The 23,445-nt window shown below is 40.7% G+C and carries 23 protein-coding genes; 10 read left to right on the top strand and 13 right to left on the bottom strand.

The genetic code is table 11. The annotated features are described in order from the left end of the window. The first annotated feature begins 3 nt into the window (after positions 1-3). Positions 4-1,086 carry a phosphomevalonate kinase gene (locus Q0594_RS02530; protein ID WP_298729454.1) on the top strand — a complete coding sequence of 361 codons (1,083 nt, stop codon included), beginning with the start codon at positions 4-6 and terminating at the stop codon, positions 1,084-1,086. A 9-nt stretch (positions 1,087-1,095) separates the two neighbouring features. Further along, a complete protein-coding gene (fni, locus tag Q0594_RS02525; protein ID WP_298729453.1) occupies positions 1,096-2,160 on the top strand; it encodes a type 2 isopentenyl-diphosphate Delta-isomerase in 1,065 nt (354 codons plus the stop codon). Positions 2,161-2,202: 42 nt separating this feature from the next. Here fni and Q0594_RS02520 read toward each other — a convergent pair whose 3' ends face one another. From Q0594_RS02520 to Q0594_RS02490, 7 genes are all read right to left on the bottom strand, one after another. Next, positions 2,203-2,394, bottom strand: a complete 192-nt coding sequence (locus tag Q0594_RS02520; protein WP_298729452.1) for a pyrimidine-nucleoside phosphorylase — start codon at positions 2,392-2,394, stop codon at positions 2,203-2,205. Between the two features lie 12 nt (positions 2,395-2,406). Further along, positions 2,407-3,393, bottom strand: a complete 987-nt coding sequence (locus Q0594_RS02515) for a YeiH family protein (RefSeq protein WP_298729451.1) — start codon at positions 3,391-3,393, stop codon at positions 2,407-2,409. Between the two features lie 180 nt (positions 3,394-3,573). Beyond that, complete coding sequence (gene rpiA / locus Q0594_RS02510) at positions 3,574-4,242, bottom strand: ribose-5-phosphate isomerase RpiA (RefSeq protein WP_048783754.1); 669 nt, start codon at positions 4,240-4,242, stop codon at positions 3,574-3,576. Between the two features lie 78 nt (positions 4,243-4,320). Next, positions 4,321-7,164, bottom strand: a complete 2,844-nt coding sequence (uvrA, locus tag Q0594_RS02505; protein WP_298729450.1) for an excinuclease ABC subunit UvrA — start codon at positions 7,162-7,164, stop codon at positions 4,321-4,323. Between the two features lie 63 nt (positions 7,165-7,227). After that, a complete protein-coding gene (locus tag Q0594_RS02500) occupies positions 7,228-7,992 on the bottom strand; it encodes an exodeoxyribonuclease III (RefSeq protein WP_298729449.1) in 765 nt (254 codons plus the stop codon). 105 nt (positions 7,993-8,097) lie between these two features. Continuing rightward, positions 8,098-9,303, bottom strand: a complete 1,206-nt coding sequence (locus Q0594_RS02495) for an ATP-binding protein (RefSeq protein WP_298729448.1) — start codon at positions 9,301-9,303, stop codon at positions 8,098-8,100. Beyond that, on the bottom strand, positions 9,290-9,982 hold the full coding sequence (locus tag Q0594_RS02490; RefSeq protein ID WP_039849301.1) for a response regulator transcription factor: 693 nt from the start codon (positions 9,980-9,982) through the stop codon (positions 9,290-9,292). The genes Q0594_RS02495 and Q0594_RS02490 overlap by 14 nt, the downstream gene beginning before the upstream one ends. A gap of 190 nt (positions 9,983-10,172) precedes the next feature. On the opposite strand from Q0594_RS02490, the gene Q0594_RS02485 reads away from it, so the two are divergent. The 5 genes from Q0594_RS02485 to purR all read left to right on the top strand — a co-directional run bounded on the left by Q0594_RS02485 (position 10,173) and on the right by purR (position 15,322). Continuing rightward, positions 10,173-10,997: a lipoate--protein ligase family protein gene (locus Q0594_RS02485; RefSeq protein WP_298729447.1), complete on the top strand. Its 825-nt coding sequence runs from the start codon at positions 10,173-10,175 to the stop codon at positions 10,995-10,997. Positions 10,998-11,124: 127 nt separating this feature from the next. Further along, complete coding sequence (locus Q0594_RS02480; RefSeq protein WP_298729446.1) at positions 11,125-12,477, top strand: HD domain-containing protein; 1,353 nt, start codon at positions 11,125-11,127, stop codon at positions 12,475-12,477. 345 nt (positions 12,478-12,822) lie between these two features. Continuing rightward, on the top strand, positions 12,823-13,644 hold the full coding sequence (gene yidA / locus Q0594_RS02475; RefSeq protein ID WP_298729445.1) for a sugar-phosphatase: 822 nt from the start codon (positions 12,823-12,825) through the stop codon (positions 13,642-13,644). A gap of 2 nt (positions 13,645-13,646) precedes the next feature. Next, entirely contained in the window at positions 13,647-13,991 is a 345-nt protein-coding gene (locus tag Q0594_RS02470) for an ASCH domain-containing protein (RefSeq protein WP_298729444.1), read from the top strand. Positions 13,992-14,494: 503 nt separating this feature from the next. Continuing rightward, on the top strand, positions 14,495-15,322 hold the full coding sequence (purR, locus tag Q0594_RS02465) for a pur operon repressor (protein ID WP_070443741.1): 828 nt from the start codon (positions 14,495-14,497) through the stop codon (positions 15,320-15,322). Between the two features lie 82 nt (positions 15,323-15,404). On the opposite strand, the gene Q0594_RS02460 is transcribed toward purR, so the two are convergent. The 3 genes from Q0594_RS02460 to Q0594_RS02450 form a co-directional block, all read right to left on the bottom strand. Further along, positions 15,405-16,343, bottom strand: coding sequence for an AEC family transporter (locus Q0594_RS02460; protein ID WP_298729443.1), 939 nt, complete (start codon positions 16,341-16,343; stop codon positions 15,405-15,407). Positions 16,344-16,451: 108 nt separating this feature from the next. Next, positions 16,452-17,261 carry a metal ABC transporter permease gene (locus Q0594_RS02455; protein WP_298729442.1) on the bottom strand — a complete coding sequence of 270 codons (810 nt, stop codon included), beginning with the start codon at positions 17,259-17,261 and terminating at the stop codon, positions 16,452-16,454. Then, complete coding sequence (locus tag Q0594_RS02450; RefSeq protein ID WP_298729441.1) at positions 17,210-17,914, bottom strand: metal ABC transporter ATP-binding protein; 705 nt, start codon at positions 17,912-17,914, stop codon at positions 17,210-17,212. The genes Q0594_RS02455 and Q0594_RS02450 overlap by 52 nt, the downstream gene beginning before the upstream one ends. A 162-nt stretch (positions 17,915-18,076) precedes the next feature. Between Q0594_RS02450 and Q0594_RS02445 the strand changes: the two genes are divergently transcribed. The 3 genes from Q0594_RS02445 (at position 18,077) to Q0594_RS02435 (ending at position 19,777) form a co-directional block, all read left to right on the top strand. After that, positions 18,077-18,433, top strand: a complete 357-nt coding sequence (locus Q0594_RS02445) for a DUF1304 family protein (RefSeq protein WP_298729440.1) — start codon at positions 18,077-18,079, stop codon at positions 18,431-18,433. A 118-nt stretch (positions 18,434-18,551) separates the two neighbouring features. Continuing rightward, a complete protein-coding gene (locus Q0594_RS02440) occupies positions 18,552-19,571 on the top strand; it encodes an SPFH domain-containing protein (protein WP_298729439.1) in 1,020 nt (339 codons plus the stop codon). A 2-nt stretch (positions 19,572-19,573) separates the two neighbouring features. Next, a complete protein-coding gene (locus tag Q0594_RS02435; protein ID WP_005608052.1) occupies positions 19,574-19,777 on the top strand; it encodes a hypothetical protein in 204 nt (67 codons plus the stop codon). A 315-nt stretch (positions 19,778-20,092) separates the two neighbouring features. On the opposite strand, the gene Q0594_RS02430 is transcribed toward Q0594_RS02435, so the two are convergent. The 3 genes from Q0594_RS02430 to Q0594_RS02420 are packed head-to-tail and all read right to left on the bottom strand — an operon-like array spanning position 20,093 to position 23,194. Beyond that, positions 20,093-21,217, bottom strand: a complete 1,125-nt coding sequence (locus tag Q0594_RS02430; RefSeq protein WP_298729438.1) for a PIN/TRAM domain-containing protein — start codon at positions 21,215-21,217, stop codon at positions 20,093-20,095. 15 nt (positions 21,218-21,232) lie between these two features. Beyond that, a complete protein-coding gene (radA, locus tag Q0594_RS02425) occupies positions 21,233-22,618 on the bottom strand; it encodes a DNA repair protein RadA (protein ID WP_298729437.1) in 1,386 nt (461 codons plus the stop codon). A gap of 12 nt (positions 22,619-22,630) precedes the next feature. Continuing rightward, on the bottom strand, positions 22,631-23,194 hold the full coding sequence (locus Q0594_RS02420) for a dUTP diphosphatase (protein ID WP_005608058.1): 564 nt from the start codon (positions 23,192-23,194) through the stop codon (positions 22,631-22,633). Between the last annotated feature and the right edge of the window lie 251 nt (positions 23,195-23,445).

The following is a 23,445-nucleotide window of genomic DNA, read 5'->3' as shown; positions in this document are numbered from 1 at the left end:
CGCGTGACGATTACTTCAAAAGCTCCCGGTAAACTCTTTATTGCAGGAGAATATGCGGTTGTCGAACCCGGACACGGTGCCATTATTGCAGCTGTGTCGCGCTACTTAATCGTCACAATCAACGAAGCTAGTAGTGTAGGAAGTTTAACCTCTACGCAAAATTCAGACATCGTTGTGGAATGGACTCGCGAAGGGGAACTATTCCGTGCAAAAGGAGAGCATCCCTATAAACTAGTCGAAGAAGCGATTCTGGTCGCAGAACAATATGTTCGAGAAACTGGGAAACATACAAACACCCTCTACTCGCTTTCGATCACGAGTGAGCTCGATGACGCTAAGCGTGGTATTAAATACGGACTCGGTTCGAGTGGTGCCGTTGTGGTCGCAACGATTCAAGCCGTTCTTGATTTCTACGAGACTCCACGCACTCCACTACTCGTCTATAAACTGAGTGTGTTAACGAATCTCCGCTTATCCCAACGTGGATCTTTTGGCGATATCGCCGCCTCTTCTTTTAGAGGAATGGTGTATTACACTAGCCCGGACCGAAGCGATTTACTCGAACAATTACAAAATAAAACTATTAAAAACATTTGTGATGCTGTCTGGAAAGACCTCACCACCCTGCCCCTTCCAGAAATCCCAAACTTCACCCTCTTAGTAGGATGGACAGGACAAGTCGCTATCACAGATTCACTCATTCAAGCCACTGAGAAAAAACGGAAAGTGGCAACCGATAGCGCCTCTTACAAAGAATTTCTTGCAAAAAGTTACGCCATCGTTCAAGGTCTACAAAACGCTTGGAGCCAACAAGACATCGCTGCCTTACAGGAAGGCATCCGTGCGAACCGTGCACTCTTAAATGAATTTGCACAAGTGATGCAGCTGGAAATCGAAACGCCAGCACTACAAACACTCTGCGACATCGCTGAACAAAATGGTGCCTGTGCAAAAACATCTGGCGCTGGTGGTGGCGACTGCGGCATTTGTTTTACACAAAACGAAACTCAAAGACAACAAATTGAAACTCAATGGGCCAAGGCTCAAATTCAAGTGCTTCCGCTTTCTATCGCCGAAGCCTGGTAAAGGAGATTAATGATGGATTTATTTCAACAACAAATGAATCGAAAGGACGAACATGTAGGTCATGCAAACCAGCAATATCGTGCAGCGAGCGCTCCCGAGTTTGTGGAAACACGCTTTGTGCATCATCCCTTCACAACCGTTGATGTGGCAGATGTGTCACTTCAGACCAAGCTTGCTGGACTAACCTTTGACGTTCCATTCTTCATCAACGCCATCACGGGTGGTAGCCCACTCACGACTGCGTTAAACCAGCGCTTAGCCATCTTGGCTCGTGAAACAGGCATGGCAATGGCGACAGGTTCGATGAGCATCGCGATGAAGTTTCCTGAAAGTGTGGAAAGCTTCAAGGTGATTCGCCAAGAAAATCCAAATGGAATCCTCTTCGCAAACCTTGGGGCACATTACGATGCTGAGGCCGCTAAACGCGCTGTCGACATCATCGAAGCAAACGCCATTCAAATTCACGTCAACCGTGCACAAGAACTCGTGATGCCAGAAGGAGACCGCGTCTTTAGCAACTGGCTTAAAAACATCGAAGAAATTGTCAAAGCGAGTGACGTTCCCGTTATCGTCAAAGAAGTCGGATTCGGATTTAGCCGTGAAGCCATCGCGCAACTAGAGAGTATCGGAGTTGCTGCAATCGATATTAGCGGTACAGGCGGTACGAATTTTGCCAAAATCGAAAACGGCCGTCGCAAAGAAGATAAACTCGATTTCCTAGAAGACTGGGGGCAAACGACCTTGACATCGCTCATGGAAGCCCAAGGAAGCCGCACCCCAATCATCGCTTCCGGCGGTGTGAAGACGCCACTCGACATGGCCAAATGCTTCGCTCTAGGAGCTAGCCTTGTCGGATTGTCTGGTGAAATGTTGCATCTCGTACGGAAAGACGACTCCCTTCCAGACGCCATTACTACTGTTCAAACATGGAAAGAGCAACTGACAACGATCTTAACGCTTGTCGGTGCGGATAGTATTTCTAGTCTCCAACAAGCTCCTATCGTGGTCGCACCAAACATCCAAAACTGGTGTGATGCCCGCGGGATTGATTGGAAACATCTTGCACAACGTTAAAAACAAAAACAGCTTAGGCAATGCCTAAGCTGTTTTCTATTTCTATGGGAAAAATAAGTAATGGATAATGCGCAGTACGTAGAAGAAAATCCCCACGATGAGTAAAACAACCATCGCGACATGCACATACGGCCCTACTGGTGTATTCACGAAGGCTTGTAGCGCTGGAATTTTCGTATATAAGAAAAAGTACAAGGCACTAATCCAAAACCCGAGTCCCAATAATCTTTTCATACCGCGTCCTTTCTATAAAACGAAGTACTGCATGATTAAGCTAGTGACAGTCACCATAAACCAAGTAGCTAAACCGGTTAAGATTGGTTTTGCCCCTGCTTCTTTGAAGTGTTGGAAGGATACTTGCATTCCGATACCTGCTAATGCCATCGCCATCAACCAGTTAGACGCTAATTTTGCATACGGTACAAGGAAACTTGGGAATAATCCCACACTTGTAATGATGGAAGCGACCATAAACCAGATGATAAACATTGGCACGATTTTCTTCCATTGAACGCTTTGTCCTTCTTGTTTCATGCGACGTGCTTCGATGAATGATAATACCAGACACGCTGGAACAATCATCAACGCACGAGTAAGTTTTACGATTGTCGCGATTTCTAGGGCTTCCGCACTATAACTGGCACCGGCTGCGACCACGCTTGATGTATCGTTAATTGCTGTTCCTGCGAAAAGTCCGAATTGCGACGCGTCCATGTTCATCAAGTGCCCTAAAAACGGGAATAGGAATACCGCGACGACGTTGAATAGGAAAATAGTTGAAATCGACAACGCGACCTCATCATCTTCTGCTTTAATAATCGGTGAAGCTGCCGCAATCGCAGAGCCCCCGCAAATCGCAGTCCCAAATCCAACAAGAATCTTCAGCGGACGAGACAATTTGAAGAAATTTCCTACAAGTAGCGCTGTTAGAAACGCAATCAAGATGGTCACAATCGACACTGGGAATGATGAAGCACCTGTTTGGCTCACTTGCGCAAATGACATTGTAAATCCTAGTGCGATAATAGAGTAATTTAATAATTTTTTCGCTGAATAATTGATTCCCGGTCTAAAATCACTTGGAATTTTCCAAAATTGGTTCAAGACCATCCCTAAAATAATAGCAAATACCGCACTCCCGATGATTGGGAATAGCTTATCGAGCATGACTGAGACAACCGCTATAGCAAATGTACACAGCAATCCTTTTCTTTTTTCCATGAATGATGACATTTTATCAGATCCTTTCAATACTAAATCTTTACTAGTATAGCACACTCCGCCTTGATTTTCGAACACAAATTGAAAAAGTGCATCATCCTTTAAAATTAACCGTGTGCAATTCGACACGGTTTACTCCGATCAAAAACCGCTTAGAATCACGCATCCATGCTGACTCTAAGCGGTTATTTTTTAGAATTGTTTTACGACAACCCCATCAGGAGTTCCTACAAGCACGATATCTGTCATGTTTGTGAAGAGTCCTTGCTCTACCACACCTGTCATGCCTTTGATTTTTTCTCCAAATGCGATTGGGTCTTTAATTGGATAGACATCCAAGTCGATAATGTAGTTTTTGCTATCGGTTAAGTAGCGTTCTCCGTCGCGTTCGCGGAACGTTGGTTTGTATCCTAGCGCTTCAAAACGTTTGAATAATTGTTCTGAACCATAAGGCACCACTTCGACTGGTAATGGGAAACGACCTAAGTAGTCGACCATTTTTGATTCGTCTACAATCCAGATGACACTCTTTGATTGCTCGGCAACGATTTTTTCGAATAATAACGCACCGCCGCCCCCTTTGATTCCTGAAAAATCAGGAGCGATTTCGTCTGCGCCATCGATTGTGACGTCGATATAATCCACTTCATCCACGCTCTTCAATGGAATTCCAAGCGCTTCTGCTTGTTTCTTCGTTGCTAAAGAAGTCGTTACTCCCACGATTTCAAGTCCTTCTTCTTTTACTCGGCGACCGATTTCTTCCACAAAATAGTAGGCTGTCGAACCAGTTCCTAATCCAACCGTCATTCCACTTTCTACATATTCTGCGGCTTTCTTGCCGACTAATTCTTTCATGTTCATTCAAGTTTCCCCCTGAGAAATGATCTATGTTGAGTATAGCATAACTAACTTCTTCAAACTATCTCTTCTAGCAATTTTCTACTTCTTGTTATGAGAGTCGGCTGCTTCTAAAGCGCGTTTTAAATAACGACCTGTGTGACTGTTTTTATCTTTCGCCACTTCTTCTGGCGTGCCTGTCGCAATGACAAGACCACCACCGCTACCGCCTTCTGGTCCCATATCAATGATATAGTCAGCGGTCTTAATCACATCTAAGTTATGTTCGATGACAAGCACGGTATTTCCAGCTTCTACTAAACGATTCAATACTTCAAGCAGACGTGCGATATCATCCGTATGTAGTCCTGTCGTTGGTTCATCAAGCACGTAGAACGTATTTCCTGTTGAAACACGTTGGAGTTCGCTGGCTAACTTCATCCGTTGTGCTTCTCCTCCAGAGAGCGTTGTGGCAGATTGCCCAAGTGTGACATAGCCAAGTCCAACATCCTTAATCGTTTGTAATTTGCGTTTGATTTTTGGTACGGCTTGGAAGAATTCTACCGCTTCATCAACGGTCAATTGAAGAATATCCGCGATACTCTTTCCTTTGTATTTCACTTCGAGCGTTTCAGAGTTATAACGCGTTCCATGGCAAACTTCACACGGCACATATACGTCTGGTAGGAAATGCATTTCGATTTTCAGAATGCCGTCCCCTTTACAAGATTCGCATCGTCCACCCTTCACGTTAAAACTGAAGCGCCCTTTCTTATATCCGCGGATTTTCGCTTCATTTGTGGTTGCGAATAAATCACGAATATCATCGAATACACCCGTATACGTCGCTGGATTGCTTCGAGGGGTTCTTCCGATTGGGCTTTGGTCGATATCGATAATCTTATCGAGATTTTCAAATCCAGAAATGCTCTTGAACTTCCCTGGTTTTTCCTTCGTACGTGTAATCTCACGCGCTAAAGCTTTCTTCAATACGCTGTTGACAAGTGAGCTCTTACCAGAACCCGATACCCCTGTAACGGCCACAAAGCGTCCAAGTGGCACATCCACATCGATGCCACGTAAGTTATTTTCTGCAGCGCCTTTTAAGTGGATCCAACCCTTATCTTCCCTGCGGCGTTCGCTTGGGACTGGAATGTATTTCTTGCCAGCTAAATATTGACCGGTGAGTGATTTTGGATTCTTCTCCACTTCTTTTGGAGTTCCTGCAGCGATAATCTCGCCACCGAATTCACCCGCACCTGGACCAATATCAATTAAGTAGTCCGCTGCACGCATCGTGTCTTCGTCATGTTCTACCACAATCAAGGTATTTCCAAGGTCTCGCATGCTCTTCAATGACTCGATTAAGCGGTCATTGTCGCGTTGGTGAAGTCCAATCGATGGCTCATCTAAAATATAGAGCACTCCCGATAGATTAGAACCGATTTGCGTTGCTAAACGAATTCGTTGCGCTTCTCCCCCTGATAAAGTTCCAGCAGCACGGCTTAATGTTAAGTATTGTAAGCCGACATTGCGTAAGAATTTCAAACGAGAGCTCACTTCTTTTAAGATTGGAGCTGCGATTTGCTCATCTGTCTCCGATAAGTTTAAGTCTTTGAAGAAGTCAATCTCATCATCCACAGATAGAGAGAGGACTTCACTAATATTTTTTCCGCCTACTTTGACAGATAGGGCTTGTTCATTTAAACGGAAGCCATGACAAGTCTTACAAGCGGATTCTGTCATATATTGGCGCATTTGTTCTCTTGTAAAATCACTATTGGTTTCACGATAGCGGCGTTCCACATTCACTGCCACGCCTTCAAATGGGATTTCCACATCTCGAACTCCACCAAATTCATTTTCATGATGGAATTGGAAAGTAGCATCTCCAGAACCATACAGCACCATATTGACTTGTGACTGTGTCAATTTTTCAAACGGAATATTCATTGGAATCTTAAATTGCTCACAAAATTGGCTGAGCATCGATGGATAGTAGTTGGAGCTAATAGGATTCCATGGAACCAGCGCTCCTTCTTCCAATGTCAAACTCTTATCCGGAACAATTAATTCTAAGTCCACTTCTAGTTTTGATCCAAGGCCATCACATTCCGGACAAGCTCCAAATGGCGCATTAAAGGAGAAAAGACGTGGCTCTAATTCGCCTACTGTAAATCCACAAATCGGACATGAATGGTGTTCACTAAAGAGATGTTCTTCCCCACCAATCACATCGACAATGGCATACCCCTCCGCTAAACGAAGGGCTGCTTCAATCGAATCGAACAAACGAGAGCGACTCTTATCACTCACCACGATACGGTCCACGACGATTTCGATATTATGCTTTTTGTTCTTCTCTAAATTCAGTTCTTCAGTGACTTCATGCATCTGGCCATCGACGCGCACACGCACATATCCATCTTTTTGAATTTTTTCAAAGACTTTTTTATGCTCCCCTTTCTTTTGGACCACAACAGGAGCAAGCACTTGAATTTTTGTTTTTTCGGGCATTTCCATCACACGATTGACCATCTGCTCGAGAGATTGGCTTTCAATCGGTGTTCCATCATTTGGACAGATTGGTTTCCCAACACGCGCATATAATAAACGTAAATAATCATTAATTTCTGTGACCGTTCCCACTGTTGAACGTGGGTTTCTGGATGTGGTTTTTTGGTCGATCGCAATCGCAGGACTTAAGCCATCGATACTATCTACATCGGGTTTGTCCATTTGCCCTAAAAATTGACGCGCATACGCAGACAGACTCTCCACATAACGGCGTTGTCCTTCAGCGTATAAAGTGTCGAAGGCTAACGAACTCTTCCCTGAACCAGATAATCCTGTAATCACAACAAATTGATCACGAGGAATACTCACATCTATGTTTTTTAAATTATGAGATCGTGCTCCATGCACGATAATATGGTCTTTTGCCATTTGAATACCTCTTTATAATTGATACATCTATTGTATCAAATTTCTATAACACGAACAAATGTTCTACAATTTGATTTGCATTTCAACAGGACAATGATCGCTCCCGGTGACATCGCTTCGGATTTTTACTTCTTGAAGGAGGGCTGTTAGTGGTTGTGAAATCACAAAATAGTCAATTCTCCATCCGACATTTCGAGCACGAGCTCCTCCCATGTAACTCCACCAACTGTAGGCACCCACTGTATCGGGATACAAGTAACGGAACGCATCCACCAAGCCATTATTGACGACTTGATCAAATTTTGCACGTTCTTCTTTTGTAAAGCCTGCATTCATCGTATTTGTTTTTGGATTAGCCAAGTCGATTTCTTTATGAGCCACATTTAAGTCTCCACAGAAAATTACCGGCTTCTTTTCTTCTAATTTTTTGATAAAAGCAAGGAAGTCATCTTCCCACACCTGGCGGTACTCGAGACGAGATAAGTCACGTTTAGCGTTTGGAGTATACACCGTCACTAAATAGAACTTCTCGTATTCCGCTGTAATCACACGCCCTTCTTGGTCATGCTCTTCTATTCCAATTCCGTATTCTACAGATAACGGTTTTTCTTTCGTAAAGATGGCTGTTCCTGAGTAGCCTTTTTTCACAGCTGAATTGAAGAATACCTCATATTCACTAAATTCCATTCCCAGTTCTACTTGGTCTTGTTGCGCTTTTGTCTCTTGCAGGCATAAAATATCTGGATTGCTCTCTAACACATATTCTTGAAGCGCTCCTTTATTTAAAACAGAACGAATGCCATTCACATTCCATGTTGCTAGTTTCATCTTGAATCCTCCCTCATAATGTCTCTTGTCATAGTATCAAGTATCTTCCTTTTTTGCGAATAAAAATAACCGAAAAGGAAAGCACTTAGCCATCCTTTTCGGTGTTTATTTGTTATTTGTCATTTCTTTTAAAGAGCTTTGATTTTCAGTTGGCAGACAGACATAGAAACTCGTTTGTCCGTTTTCCGACTCAGCAAACATGATTCCTCCATGAGAATGCACGATGTTTTCTGCAATCGCTAAGCCTAACCCTGTTCCACCTGTCTCTTTTGAACGAGACCCTTCTGCACGATAGAACCTTGTAAAGAGTTGATCCAATACTTCTTTTGAAATCGGATCGCCTTCATTTCTAACCGCAATTGTAATGACGCCCTCTTTCTTCAACACTTCTATTAAGATCGTTGAATTTTCATGCCCGTATTTAATGGCATTCGATAACAAATTGTTGATCACACGTACCATTTTTTCAGCATCTAATTCCAGCACCACATCACGGTTTTCTGAGGAAACTTCGATTGCCATATGACGTTTTTGGGCTTCTAGTTCGAAGTCCGCAGCAATTTGCTCCAGAAAATTCACAATCGGAATATCGTTCAGTCGCAGCGGAGCACCATTCGGTCTACTCGTCGTATATTCAAACAAATCATCCACCAGCAATTTCATTTGCTCGGCTTTTGAATATGCGATTTCTGCATAACGCTTCGCATCATCCGTATCAATCTTTGGCTGATTCACAATCAAGCCTAAGTATCCAAGGATGGACGTCAGTGGCGTTCGGATATCATGTGAGACGTTTGTAATCAATTCATCTTTTGACTTTTCGATGGCACGTTCTTCTTCCAAAGCATTCACCGTCGAATCTACCAGTCGATTAATACTATTGACAACTTGTCCCATATCTCCACTTAACTGGAATGGAATCCGTCTATCGTATCTTCCCTCTGCAATCAAATGCAGTTCATCTAAAATATGATTTAGTTGCATTTGTTGATATCTTCTCATTAATCTCCAATAGGTAAAAGCAATCGCAAAAATAATGGAAGTAATGGTAAAGATATTTTTATAGAGCAATATTTGATCCGTGCCAATTTGCAGGACTTCTCTTGCTGAGAATTGAATCGAAATGATTCCCGGCTCATTCACTAACTGACTAATCATCACTAAGATGCCGAGATAGAGTAGAAATACTACACAGAGCGTGACAATCCCCTCTAAAACTAGTTCACTGATTTCTTTACGCGTCAGCGTGAGGATGGTCGGTTCATTTTTTGCTTTTCCAATTTGAAGAATCTTTTGTTTATTTGTCTTCAATTTTATAGCCTACTCCCCATACTGTTTCGATGACTTTTTCTCCTCCAGTGGCTTCAGCAATTTTATCGCGCAAGTGACTTACGTGTACCATTACTGTTTTTGTAGAAACAATACTTTCTTGTTGCCATACTGTCTCAAAAATTTCATCAGCGCTAAATACTCGGTTTGGATGACTCGCTAATAAGAATAAAATTCCAAATTCTAATACCGTTAATTGAATTTCTTTTCCATCAGAAGTCGTCACTTGATGAGATTCTTTTTTGATCGTTAATGGTCCAATTGTAATTTCTTCGTTGGCTGGACCTTCTTGAGTAATGGTCGAACGGCGAAGTAATGATTTCACACGTGCAATCACTTCTAGTGGGTTAAATGGTTTAGTCACATAATCATCCGCCCCATTGGTTAATCCTTGAATCTTATCGATGTCTGTAGACTTCGCACTTAATAAAAGAATTGGTAATTGCGCATTTTCTTTACGAACTTCATGTACCACTGAGATTCCGTCTAGACGTGGCATCATAATATCCAAAATAATCATATCGATATCTGGATACATTTTTAATTTTTCGAGAGCTTGTTTTCCATCGTATGCTTTTACGATTTCATAGCTTTCATTTTTTAAATAAATGGTTAATAGTTCAACGATTTCGCGATCATCATCTACTACTAAAATTTTCATGGGCATTCCCTCTTTTCGTTCTTTTTTCAACTTTATCCTATAAAAAAATTCCTATTTATGCTAGTCATTTTTAAGATTCTTGAATTTTACTTAATAATTTCCTAAGAAACGGCTTAAAAACGGCATATCGGACGACCCTATTCTGAACTTTTGTTATAATAAAACACGAAGAACTCTAAAGGAGAAGACTATGACATCATCACCGATTCAACACCAGACCGTTCAACTGGTCGCCACTCAAATCGAAAAGACCACTTCACTAGAACAAATTTTGACTCCTTTTGCTCTAGATGAAACTATTATTCGACATTTAACGAAGGAGCAAACGGGACCTTTCGTTCACTTTTGGACACTAGAAGATATTATTATTCTTGGGATGACCGATACAAAAGTCCCATTTCTAGAGGAAGGCTTACATCAACTTCGCTCACATGGATTTACTCCGATTGTCCGCCAAGCAGGAGGCCTCGCTGTCGTTAGTAACGAAGGGATTTTAAATATTAGCCTTCTTTTCAAAAACGAACAAATGCCTACTATCAATCGAGCGTACGAGTGGATGCAGCAATTAATTCAACAAAGCTTTCCTGAGGCTAGCGCATTAGGTGGAATCAATGCATTTGAAGTCAGTGATTCCTATTGTCCTGGCGATTATGATTTAAGCATTCAAGGAAGAAAAATTGCCGGCATTGCACAACGCAGGTTAAAAGACGTGGTTTGTGTGTCCATTTACTTAAGTGTGTTTGGAGACCAACATTATCGCGGTCAAGTTGTTCGTGATTTTTATGACCATGCCATCCAAGGCCAAGAAACCAAATGGCATTTCCCAACGGTAAACGCTGATAGCATGTGGAATATTGAAGATGCCTTAGGACTCTCCCTCACGATTGAAGAGGTACAAATTCGCGTCTTACAAGCATTAACGCAGATGGGTTGCTCTCTTGAAGAGACAAAAATCGACTTCACTCTCACTCCGGAATTCCAGAAAGCACTTGAGCGATTTATTCAAAGACAATAACCCTTCAAAAATAGCTCTATAAAGGCTTTTTTCAACAAAATCCTCTTGCATTTCCACCAAAAATAGCATACACTGGAAGTGCTTATGATAACATTTCACAATCTAAACGAAAGAAGGAGTAAAACGAATGACAGAAGCATTCAAACGTGAAAAAGTATTTCGTGACCCCGTTCACGATTATATCCATGTGCAACATCCCATTATTCTGGAATTGATTAATAGCCGTGAATTACAACGACTCCGCAGAATTAAACAAACTGGAGCCTCTATGTACACTTTCCATACTGCAGAACATTCAAGATTCTCGCATTCTCTTGGAGTGTATGAAATTGCTCGACGCATTTGCGATAATTTTGCCAGAAATTACGCTACTCAAGAAGAAGGGGATGGTCTTTGGGACGATCGTAATCGTCTCGTAGTGCTATGTGCAGCTTTACTGCATGATGTAGGACATGGCCCTTACTCTCATACCTTTGAGAAAATTTTCGACACAAACCATGAACAAATCACTATTGATATCATCTTATCTGAAGAAACCGAAGTGAACCAAATTTTACGTAAAGTTTCTTCTACCTTCCCACAAGAAGTGGCTAGCGTAATTCAAAAAACGCATCCAAACCCTCAAGTAGTTCAATTGATTTCGAGCCAAATCGATGCAGACCGTATGGATTACTTGCTTCGTGACGCTTATTTCACAGGGGTGAACTACGGAACATTCGATCTTACTCGTATCCTACGTGTGATTCGTCCGTATAAAGGTGGCATTGCGTTTACTTATTCAGGAATGCATGCTGTTGAAGATTACATCGTGAGTCGTTATCAAATGTACATGCAAGTGTATTTCCACCCCGTTTCTCGTGGAATGGAAGTCGTATTAAATCACCTATTAAAACGCGCTTCGGCTTGCTACAACTCAGAATCAAATCCTTTAAAACACTCTGCAACATTCTTAAAACCTTTCTTTGAAGGAACTTGGACATTGGAAGATTACTTACGCCTCGATGACGGTGTATTAAATACGTACTTCTCTCACTGGCTCTTAGAAGAAGATGCGATTTTAAGTGACTTATCCGATCGTTTCATTAACCGTCGTCCATTTAAATCAGTGCCATTTAACCGCATTAATGATGGCGCAAAAATCGATCGAATGAGACAAATCGTGGAAGCTGTTGGGTTTGACCCTGAATATTACACTGCGATTAACAACAGTTTCGATTTGCCATATGATTTCTATCGTCCAGATTCTATTAAACCAAGAACACAAATCGAACTCGTAGAACGCAACGGAAATATGGTCGAGCTTTCTCAAGTCAGTTCGATTGTAGAAGCCATTTCTGGAAAGGTTCGTGGAGATGAACGCCTCTACTTCCCTCGTGAAATGGTCACACGTGATATGCAAAACGAACTCTTTATGGACGACTACGAAGAGTTCCAAACAATCGCTGCACAATTGGATGTTTTTTCTAACCAAATGAAATAACAGGATGTGAGAAAAAGCGTTTAGAGGCGATGACGGTTCGCAGGTTAGCCGCAAGGGACTGCTTGCAGTCGTGCGGACTAACCTCGAAAGGCTTGAGCCTCTGCTTTTCCGAACTCAACTTCACAGGATACGAGGGCGAACGCTCAGGACTGAATCACTGGACCGGAGTAACGCAAGGGACTTGGCACAAGTCGTGCGGCTACTACGGGAAGTGGACGTCAGTCCTGTGAGCCCGAGTTCAACTACACAGGATGTGAGCATCATCTACCAATTACTTTTTATAAATAAAAAAACACAATATACTGTATACGGTATATTGTGTTTTCCACATTTCAAGGAGGAACTATGTCTATCAAATTAATCGCCATCGATATCGATGGCACACTGCTCAATTCAAAACGTGAAATTACACCTCGAGTAAAGGCCGCTTTAAATGCTGCAAGCGCACAAGGAGTCTATGTGGTTCTTTGTACAGGACGCCCATACCCTGGTGTAGAAGGTCTTCTTCAAGAACTCGACCTCGTCAATGACCACGATTACGTCGTGACGTATAACGGCACTCTCGTACAACAAACAGGTTCGAAAGAAGCACTCGTTCGCTTCTCCATGACCCATGATGACTTAGAACGTGTGAACGATTATGCTACAAAATACAATGTACACTACCACGCTATCGACGAAGAATCAATTTTCGTTCCAACGGAAACAGTTGGTAAATACTCTATGCATGAGAGTGAACTTGTTGGGATGCCAATTGTGCACCAATTATATAAGGACATTCCAACCGATAAAGAATTCGTCAAAATCATGTTCGTGGATGAGCCTGAAGTGTTAGAAGAATTAATTCCAAATCTTTCTGACGACTTCAAGAGCCGTTACAATATTTTCCGTAGTTCCAGCTTTTATCTCGAAGTCATTCACCCTGAAGCGAGCAAAGGAAAAGCCGTGCATCATCTAGCCGATAAACTTGGCCTTTCACGCGATGAAGTAATGTGCCTTGGTGACCACGAAAACGACCGTGACATGATTGAATACGCGGGACTTGGGGTTGCAATGGGAAATGCGATTGATTCCATTAAAGAAATTGCAAACTTTGTAACAACTACTAACAACGAAGATGGCGTTGCTGTTGCCGTTGAAAAATTCGTATTAAACAAGGAGAACTAGTCATGCTGCATGAGATGACTCTTTTTACAAAACCGTATGCTTCCATTGCCTCCGGTCAAAAAACGATCGAACTTCGCCTTTACGATGAAAAGCGACAATCGATTCAAATTGGTGATCAAATTCGATTTACCCATTCCGAAGACGCTTCTAAGTCTATACTCTGCGAAGTGGTTCAATTGTATGTCTTTAAAGACTTTACAGAACTATACGAGAACCTACCGCTACTAAAATGTGGTTATACTGCTGACGACGTAGATAACGCACATCCTGATGATATGTTGACTTACTATTCAAAAGAAAAACAAGCACAATACGGCGTTGTTGGTATCGAACTCAAACTCCTTTAACCTGTCGAGTGTGGTTTGATAAAAATTTACTTCAGTATTAAGTTTTACTGAACACCCGAAGTGTTTATAAAATAGGCTGAATAGCAGATTAAGCTCTAAGATTGAGATTACTGAGATCCACGGATTCTATAATAGCAGTAACGTGAATTCGCATTAAAACAAAAATAAGGGGCGTAGGATTTTTAATCCATACGCCCCATTTTTTGTTTTAAAGGTGAGAGACCTTAGGCTCGAACCGGTGCAACGTTACCGCTATTATGAAGATATCCGTGAGGATTCGAAGTAATCGATTTCCCCTTGAGAAACTTTTCATAACTTTGTTTAGCCTTATTTTTATAACACTTCTCACGCTGAAAAGATATTCTTTATAAAAATAGAACGTTCGTTTTATAAAGAGGTGTTTTTGGTGCTTTTTCCCGAATGATACAGGTTTTCGAAATTGTAATTTTCGTCATTTTATGTATAATATAGAAGTAGTTCATTCAAAGAGGGAGGACGATACAATGAAATTGAAAAGAAGTGAACGTCTTATTGATATGACACAACGTCTATTAGATAATCCACATACGTTAATTTCATTAACTACATTTACAACTTTGTACCAGTCCGCAAAATCTTCTATTAGTGAAGATATTGCTATTATTAAGAAGACTTTTGAAAAACAAGGTGTTGGGATTATTCGTACAGTCCCTGGTGCTGCTGGCGGAGTGATTTTTGTACCAAAAATCAAACGTGAACAAGCATTGGCTGCTGCGGAGAAATTAAAAGAACAAATGAACGATGCAAGTCGCTTATTGCCAGGGGGATATATTTATCTTTCTGATTTACTTGCAAAACCAAATGTATTACATGATTTAGGAAAAATGATTGCATCTGCTTACGAAGATAAGAAGATTGATGCCGTTATGACCGTTGCAACAAAGGGTGTTCCTATTGCACAAACGGTAGCTAATTATTTAAACGTTCCTTTCGTCATTGTTCGTCGTGATTCAAAAATTACAGAAGGTTCTACTGTAAGTATTAACTACGTTTCCGGTTCTTCTTCTCGTGTTGAGAAAATGGAATTATCCAAACGTACACTTCCTAGTGGATCTAATGTATTAATCGTTGACGATTTCTTAAAAGCTGGTGGTACGATTAACGGAATGCGTAGCTTAATTCAAGAGTTCGATTCAACCACTGCAGGAGCGGTTGTGTTCTGTGAATCTGGAGTGTCTAATCACAATGTGTCTGATTATTCTTCTATCATTAAAATTACAGAAATTGATACCGAATCTCAAAAAATCAAAGCTGTTTTAGGAAACTTCTTTGATACCCATGAATTTTTATAAGAAAAAATGAAATAAAGCGAAGAGCCTGTAAGGGTTCTTCGCTTTTTATGTGCTTGCAAAATTATCATATATGATAATTTTGCTAAATGAAAAATAAGAATAAGGACCACAATGGCAATACCGCTAAGTAGATAATGGTAGTCATGGTCACCACATTCGTGGCAAAATCAACATCTCCTCCTGCTTCTGCCGCTAAAATCGGCATAATAACCAGCGTCGGAATCGTGGATTGAATAATAAAGGTTTCTTTTAATAGCGTGTTATCTGTCCCACCAATGAGTAAAACAAGAACCATTAAAATTGGGAAAATAATAAATCGTCCGGATAGAGCCAGTACTGTATCGCGATCTAACTTTAGTGTTCCTAAGCCACTTTGCTTGAGATTAATCCCAATATACATCAGTGACAAAGGCGTCACTAAACTTCCCACTATACTAATGGAATTCTGGGCAAAGGTTGGAATTGGAATCCCTAATGCTACTACTCCTAAAGCCACCAAAAACGCAATGAGTGGTGGCGAACAGAGACTCTTCCACTCGATTCCTTTGTTTTTATTTCCACCAGGACGGTCAGTGGCCACAACATACGTTCCAACGGTAAAAATCGATAATGTATTCATCACGTAGTAGACCAGGAAGTACGGCATCGCTTCTTCTCCAAAAAGGGAAAGGTTGAGCGGGAGACCCATAAAGACCGTGTTCGCATTAACGAATGTATTGAGCATAATTCCTCGTCTTCCAACAGGAACTTTGAATAAGACAACAGCGCCCCATGCCACTATGTAACCTAGAATCACTGCAACCAGTGGATAAAGACTTGCTCCAAAGAAGCTGACGAGTTGTTCTCTTGTAATAAATTTTAATACGTAAATAAAGATGGATGCTGGTAAAGCAATTTTCAAAATCAAATCCGCAATGCTCTTACTGAATCCTTCCTGAAACCATCCCTTGGCCTGCAAGAGATAGCCGAGCGTGATGACCGCTAGTATTGTCACTAGACTCGATAACGCCTGTATAATCAAATGCTTGTCCTCCAAATTATCTTATGAGAGATACTATACGCCCTCTCGTCCTTTTCGTCAAACTGATTCCACAAAAAAAGCCTACCAAATACATGGTAAGCTTTATAATTATGCTTTTTTACGGAAGGCACTCACGATAAATGAGATGAATAAAATAACAAGAAACACACATGTAATTGCGGCTCCCGGAGGCGCTTCGTAAATATAAGAAGCTGAAAGTCCTGCAAAGAATCCAATCAGACTAATGATAGTCCCGCCGATAATGACGCCATTAAACTTACTGCTCACACGAAGCGCAATCGAAGCTGGCAATACGATAACGGCTGATACTAGAAGAGATCCTGCGATTGGCATCATCACTGCAATCACAACTCCTGTGATAATTGTAAAGAGATTTGTCATCAATCGAACGGGCAGTCCCGCTGTCATCGCTGTGTCTTCATCAAACGATAGAACATAGAGTGGTTTACGGAAAATCGCATATAAACTAACCACAACTACCGCAAGTAGAATCATAATCCACATTTGTTCTTTTGTAATTGTCACGATCGAACCAAATAAAAATTGATCCACACTCATCGTTGAACGACCTTTTTGTAAGTTCATTAAAATAAGGGCAATCGCCATTCCACCAGACATCAAAATCGCAACGGTAATTTCGGAATATCCTCTAAAATACTTTCCAATGGCTTCAATGAAAATTGCTGCAATAATGACTACAATCAGTGTGGTGAACGTCGGATTCATCCCTAGAAGAAACCCTAGCGCAACCCCTACTAAAGAAACGTGCGATAAAGTATCCGCCATGAGCGACTGTCTTCTAAGAATTAAGAACAATCCAAGAATCGGCGTGATAAAAGCCATTGCTATTCCTGAGATGAATGCTCTTTGCATGAAACCATAGAAAAACATCTCCATGGAGAATCCTCCTTTCGTTGCAGATGGATATGTTTATCCACGTATTGTTCAAGTGCTTCTTCCTCATGAGTCACCATTAAAATGGCTTTCCCATGATGAGCGCATGCATGATGTAATAGATGATAGAATCGTTCTCTAGAAGCTTTGTCCATACCCGCAGTTGGCTCATCTAAAACAAATAAATCTGGGTCTGTTGCAAAAATTCGCGCTAAACAAATGCGTTGTTTTTGCCCACCCGATAAATCTCCGATACGCTTATGACGCTCATCCCACATCCCAACGGATTTGAGAGAACGCTCGATATGTTCGTGATCTTCTGTTGTTAATTTTTTAAACCAGCGACCTTGTTGGTATCGCCCTGAAGCCACTAATTCATAAACATTCGAAGGAAAACCTACATTAAAAGAAGAAATCTGTTGCGGAGCATACCCAATCGATAACTTCTCGCCATTACTATTTTTCTTAGCAATCACTGCTTTCCCTGTCTTAGGTGTTAAAAGTCCCAAAATATTTTTAACGAGTGTTGACTTTGCCGCACCATTTTCCCCAGTCAAAATCACAAATTGACCCGGCTCAACTGTAAAGCTAATATCTTCAAGTACTGTCTCTTGTTCATATGAGAAAGAAAGATGTTCTACTGAAATATAACTCATGACTTTCTCCTTTCTAAATCGTAGTGATTCTTTTTTATACAAAGGATAGGATAGCATATTGAGTGCACTCCGTCAATGTTTCGCCCTTTCAAGACATATCATTCGCTTCTATTAAAGGAGCAGAGTATACTCTTTTCTGTTCAATAAAAAGGAGGATAACAAATGTCTATCATTATTACTATTTTAACGGCCCTCGTTGCGCTCGAATTCGTTTATATTTTCTACTTGGAAACACTCCAAACGACTTCAGAAGCTACAAGCCGCGTCTTCAATATGAGTGTTGAAACATTAAAGAATGCTAATATTACGACGCTCTTCAAAAATCAAGGTGTATACAACTTGATGATTGCCGTTGGATTAGTCTTTGGATTAATCGTTGGTTCTAAAGAATTGATTGGATTCTTACTGTTTAATATCATTGCAGTAGCAGTATACGGCGGACTTACTAGCCAAATCAGCATCATCTGGAAACAAGGCGGACTAGCAATTATAACGTTCCTCTTACTACTTATTTTATAGTTAGAATTCCATCTCTTAGAATTATTGGTAAATTTTATCAATAATTCTTTTTTTGTATTGCATTTTAGATTTCTTGGTGATATCATTTAGATATCAAATAGACAAAGGAGTCTTTTTTATGAACGAAAAAATTTTAAAAACAAAGTCTAACGGTTTTGCTGCGTTATTTTTCATTATTCTAATGATTATTTTTGCAATTGCCAGCTTTATTTCTTCCATCGCCTTTTTGAAGAATGAAGCATTAACTGTCGTCGGCGTTCTTCTTAGTATCTTTTTATTTATTGCATCGATCATTTCATCAGGCGGTCTGAAAGTTGTCAAACCTCAAGAGGCCATTGTTTTGACTCTATTTGGAAATTATACAGGAACGATTAAAGAGCCGGGATTCTATTTTGTAAATCCTTTTAGCGTGGCAGTGAATCCTGCTTCTAAAACAAAACTTGGACAAAGTGGCGATGTAGATCGTCAAAATACACCAGTCTCGGTTGGTAACTCAGGAATTGAAGCCAACTTAGATGCCTTTAAAAAACATATTTCCTTAAAAATCATGACCTTAAATAATTCTCGTCAAAAAATCAATGATTGCTTAGGAAATCCTGTAGAAATCGGAATTGCGGTTACTTGGAAAGTGGTTGATACAGCTAAAGCAGTCTTCAATGTCGATAACTATAAAGAATACTTATCGCTTCAATGTGACAGCGCTCTTCGTAATATCGTACGCATCTATCCTTATGATGTCGCTCCAAATGTCGACACTACAGGTGATGGGATTGCCGATGAAGGAAGCTTACGAGGTTCCAGTGAAGTTGTTGCAAAACGGATTCGTGATGAAATTCAATCACGTGTTGAAAATGCTGGACTCGAAATTATCGAAGCACGCATTACTTATCTTGCTTATGCTCCAGAAATTGCTGCAGTAATGCTTCAACGTCAACAAGCATCAGCAATTATTGACGCTAGAATGATGATTGTAGATGGTGCTGTTGGAATGGTTGAAATGGCGTTAGAACGCTTAAACGAAGGGGGCCTCGTAGAACTTGATGAAGAACGTAAAGCTGCGATGGTCTCTAACTTACTAGTTGTTCTTTGCGGCAATCATGATGCTCAACCAATCGTTAATACAGGAAGCCTATACTAACGATGGCTGATTTAAAGAAAAAACAAATTCCATTACGACTGTCTTCTAAATTATATGCTGCTATCGCATCATGGGCAGAAGATGATTTTAGATCAGTCAATGGACAAATCGAATACTTATTAACGGAATGCGTGAAGCAACGCAAGAAAGATGGTAAATACGTCTCTGAAACCATTGACGAACCCTTCGAAATTGATATTGAGTAATAATAAACAGGATGGCCGAGAATCTCGTCCATCCTGTTTCTATGTTTTCAAATTGTCATCAGTCGTTAATTTCATGTAGTGCGCAAAAGAAAATTAAATATAAGCACTATGATTACGAAGAATCATGCGGATTTTATAATAACAGTAACGTGATTTGCAAAAAAGACGAATTAAAGGGAGTTAGGAATTGATTCCTTACTCCCTTTTTGAGTTTTTTAGGCGAGAGACTCTAGGCTCGAGCCGGTGCAACGTTACCGTTATTATAACCAAATCCGCAAGGATTCGTAGTAATCATAATAGAAGTGTTGAAGCACTTTATTGTTTAATTTTCTTTTGGCTATGCAGTGGTTTGGCAAAAATCATACGTCCGGCAGCTGTTTGAAGAGCGCTCGTTACAACCACTTCAATCTCTTCGTTCATATAATATTGACCGTCTTCCACAACAATCATCGTGCCATCATTCAAGTACGCAACCCCTTGCTGACGTTCTGTTCCTTGTTTGACAACGGTGGTCTTCAACGTTTCACCTGGAATCACAACTGGTTTAATGGCTTGGGCTAAAGCATTGATATTAAATACCGGAACATTTTGGAACTCACTTACTTTGTTCAAGTTGAAATCATTGGTGATAATAATTCCATCAATGGATTTGGCCAATCGAATTAATTTACGATCGACTTCATTGATATCATCATAATCCCCTTCGTAAATCTCCACTTGAATATGCTCTTCTTTTTGAAGGGCGTTCAAAATATCTAAACCTCGGCGTCCTCTTACTCGTTTTAAGCTATCCGCACTATCCGCAATGTATTGAAGTTCGTTTAATACGAATACCGGAATCACTAGTACCCCTTCGATAAAACCTGTTTTAGCAATATCGTAAATACGTCCATCAATAATGACACTCGTATCGAGCAGTTTATATTTTCTAAAATTATCTCCTACTTTACGCTCTAACACTGGAGAATCTTCTGTTTTTTTCTTATTGACTGTGAAGACTCTTAAAATATCCTCACGACGAGTGGTTCCTACGTAAAATCCAAGATAACCAAAGATAATGCTAAGCGCAATCGGCAGCGCTTGAGTAATTGCAGGAATTTGCAAATTGGTAAATGGAAGGCCAACTAGCCAAGCCACTAGTAGTCCAATCAGCGCCCCTATCATCCCGAAAAGTAAATAGCTTACTGATAGTTGACTCACAATTTTTTCAAGTCTACGGATGCCCGCTAAAATCGGATCAGCAACGAAAAATGAAATACAAAATAGAATAATTGCTCCTAATAAAATATTCGTTACTTGAGATGTTAGCCATTCATTTGAAATATTGAATGTTTGCCACAGACTTGGAAAGTACGTCGCTCCTAAGGATCCTCCGAGCAATACGAAAATGAATTGTAATAATTTTCTTCCGTATGATCGGAATTTTTTGGGTTGTTCCATCCAATCCTCTCCTTTCTATTTTTCATGATTGAAAGCTTTATAAATAGCTTCTTTGATAGAAGATACACCGACAACTTCGATATTTTCAGGAATTTTCCATCCATCTAAGTTGTTTTTTGGAATGAAGACACGCTTGAATCCGAGCTTTTCTGCTTCTCGGACACGATCATAGACACGGTTCACTTTTCGAATTTCACCTGTTAAGCCAATTTCGCCGATAAAGCAATCCCCCATCTGCGTTTCTTTTTCCTTATAGCTTGAAACGATACTCATCGCAATCGCTAAATCGACTGCGGGTTCGCCCAGTTTCAAGCCGCCTGTTGATTTAAAGTAAGCATCTTGATTTTGCAGTAAAAGACCCGCACGTTTCTCAAGTACTGCCATCAAGAGCGCGACACGATTATAGTCCAGACCACTTGTTGTTCGACGTGCGTTTCCAAAGGCCGTTGGAGACAATAGACATTGCACCTCGGTTAAAATTGGCCTTGTCCCTTCAAGTGACACCACAATTGCTGAACCTGTCGCCCCAGCAAGACGCTCTTCTAAGAACACTTCCGAAGGATTGGTCACTTCGTTCAGCCCTTCTTGATGCATTTCAAAGACCCCAATCTCGTTGGTGGATCCGAAACGGTTTTTTACGGAACGGAGCACTCGGAAACTATGATGTTTATCCCCTTCAAAATAAAGAACGGTATCCACCATATGTTCCAACATACGAGGCCCAGCCAATGCTCCCTCTTTAGTCACGTGACCAACAATAAAGATTGCAATCTGGTTGAGTTTAGCAAGTCGCATTAATGTTGCCGTTGCCTCACGAACATGAGACACGCTTCCAGCTACCCCATTCGCCTGTGGGTGGATCATCGTTTGAATCGAATCGATAATGACATAGTCCGGCTTCAACGCTTCTACTTGAGCAACGATATCTTCTAAGTTTGTCTCCGCATAAATATAAAATCCGTCTGCCTGCATCCCGAGACGCTCTGCACGCATTTTAATTTGAGACGCACTTTCTTCTCCCGATACATAGAGAACGGTTCCTTGTGTCTGTTGTAATTCACTAGAGACTTGTAATAATAAGGTCGATTTTCCAATTCCGGGATCCCCACCAATTAATACTAGAGAACCTGGAACCACTCCACCCCCGAGCACACGGTCGAGTTCGCTAATGGAAGTCTTCACACGGTTGACGCGTTCATAAGAAACTTGGTCAAGTCGCATCGGTTTTGTTTTATGCGCTTCTTCTGACTGTTGCACTAAAGAAGGTCGTTTCGTGTTACTCGTCGTTTCCTTAAACTCTTCCATCGTGGACCAATTTCCACAGTTTGGACATTTCCCTAAATATTTAGGCGAATTATATCCACATTCTCTACATACAAAACTTGTGGCTGCTTTTGCCATATTGGCTCCTTTCTAACGAACGCCAGAAGAACCAAAACCACCTGTACGTTCATTCATATCATTTTCTTCGTCCGTATCTGCTTTTAAAAATGGTAAGAAAATACCTTGGCCAATACGGTCGCCTTTTTTTATTTCCTTATCAAATAATCCAAAGTTGATTAATTGGAAGTAAATATGACCTTCATTATCTGGATTATTATAGTAGTCGCTATCAACAACCCCAATTCCGTTTGGTAATACTAAAAAGTGTTTGAGTGGATTACTTGAACGGTTCGCAAGCTGTAAATACTCATCTTCTTGCATATAAGATTTAATTCCTGTTGGAACAAGAATCGGTTTTAGTACCTTTTGTTCTTTTTGTAGTTCTGCTTCAACCGTTTCTTTATCGGTTGTGTAAATCCATTGTTTTAATTGAGTAGCAGCAAATTTGAAGATCATTTTCCAAATACTTGGCAAAACAATATCCTCTGCCGCTTCAAAATCATAACCTGCTGAATGTTTTGTAGAGCGTTTAGGAACATTAATTCCTTTTCCTTCGTAAGCAGATATCACTTCGAATCCTCGTTTTCTTTCCATTTCATCACCTTTTCATTTAAAGTTTCTACCTCTTATCATAACAAAGTTTTGGAAAGCTTGCATCCGTATTCACTCTTTTTTTGAAAATCCTTACATTCTTTATCTTAAGATACGGTAAAAAGAATCTTTCATATCCTATTTTTCGGCAATATGCACAAAAAACAGGATGCTTTTTGTGCAATGTACCCTATCACTTTGCTACTAAAAATCGTAAACTAATAGTGTTAAAACAATGACAGGGGGAAATCCTA

This window comes from uncultured Granulicatella sp., assembly GCF_938030755.1.
In the GTDB taxonomy this organism is placed as follows: Bacteria; Bacillota; Bacilli; order Lactobacillales; family Aerococcaceae; genus Granulicatella.
The sequence above is the reverse complement of the archived record's forward strand: the minus strand, read 5'-3'. Positions and strand labels throughout refer to the sequence as shown.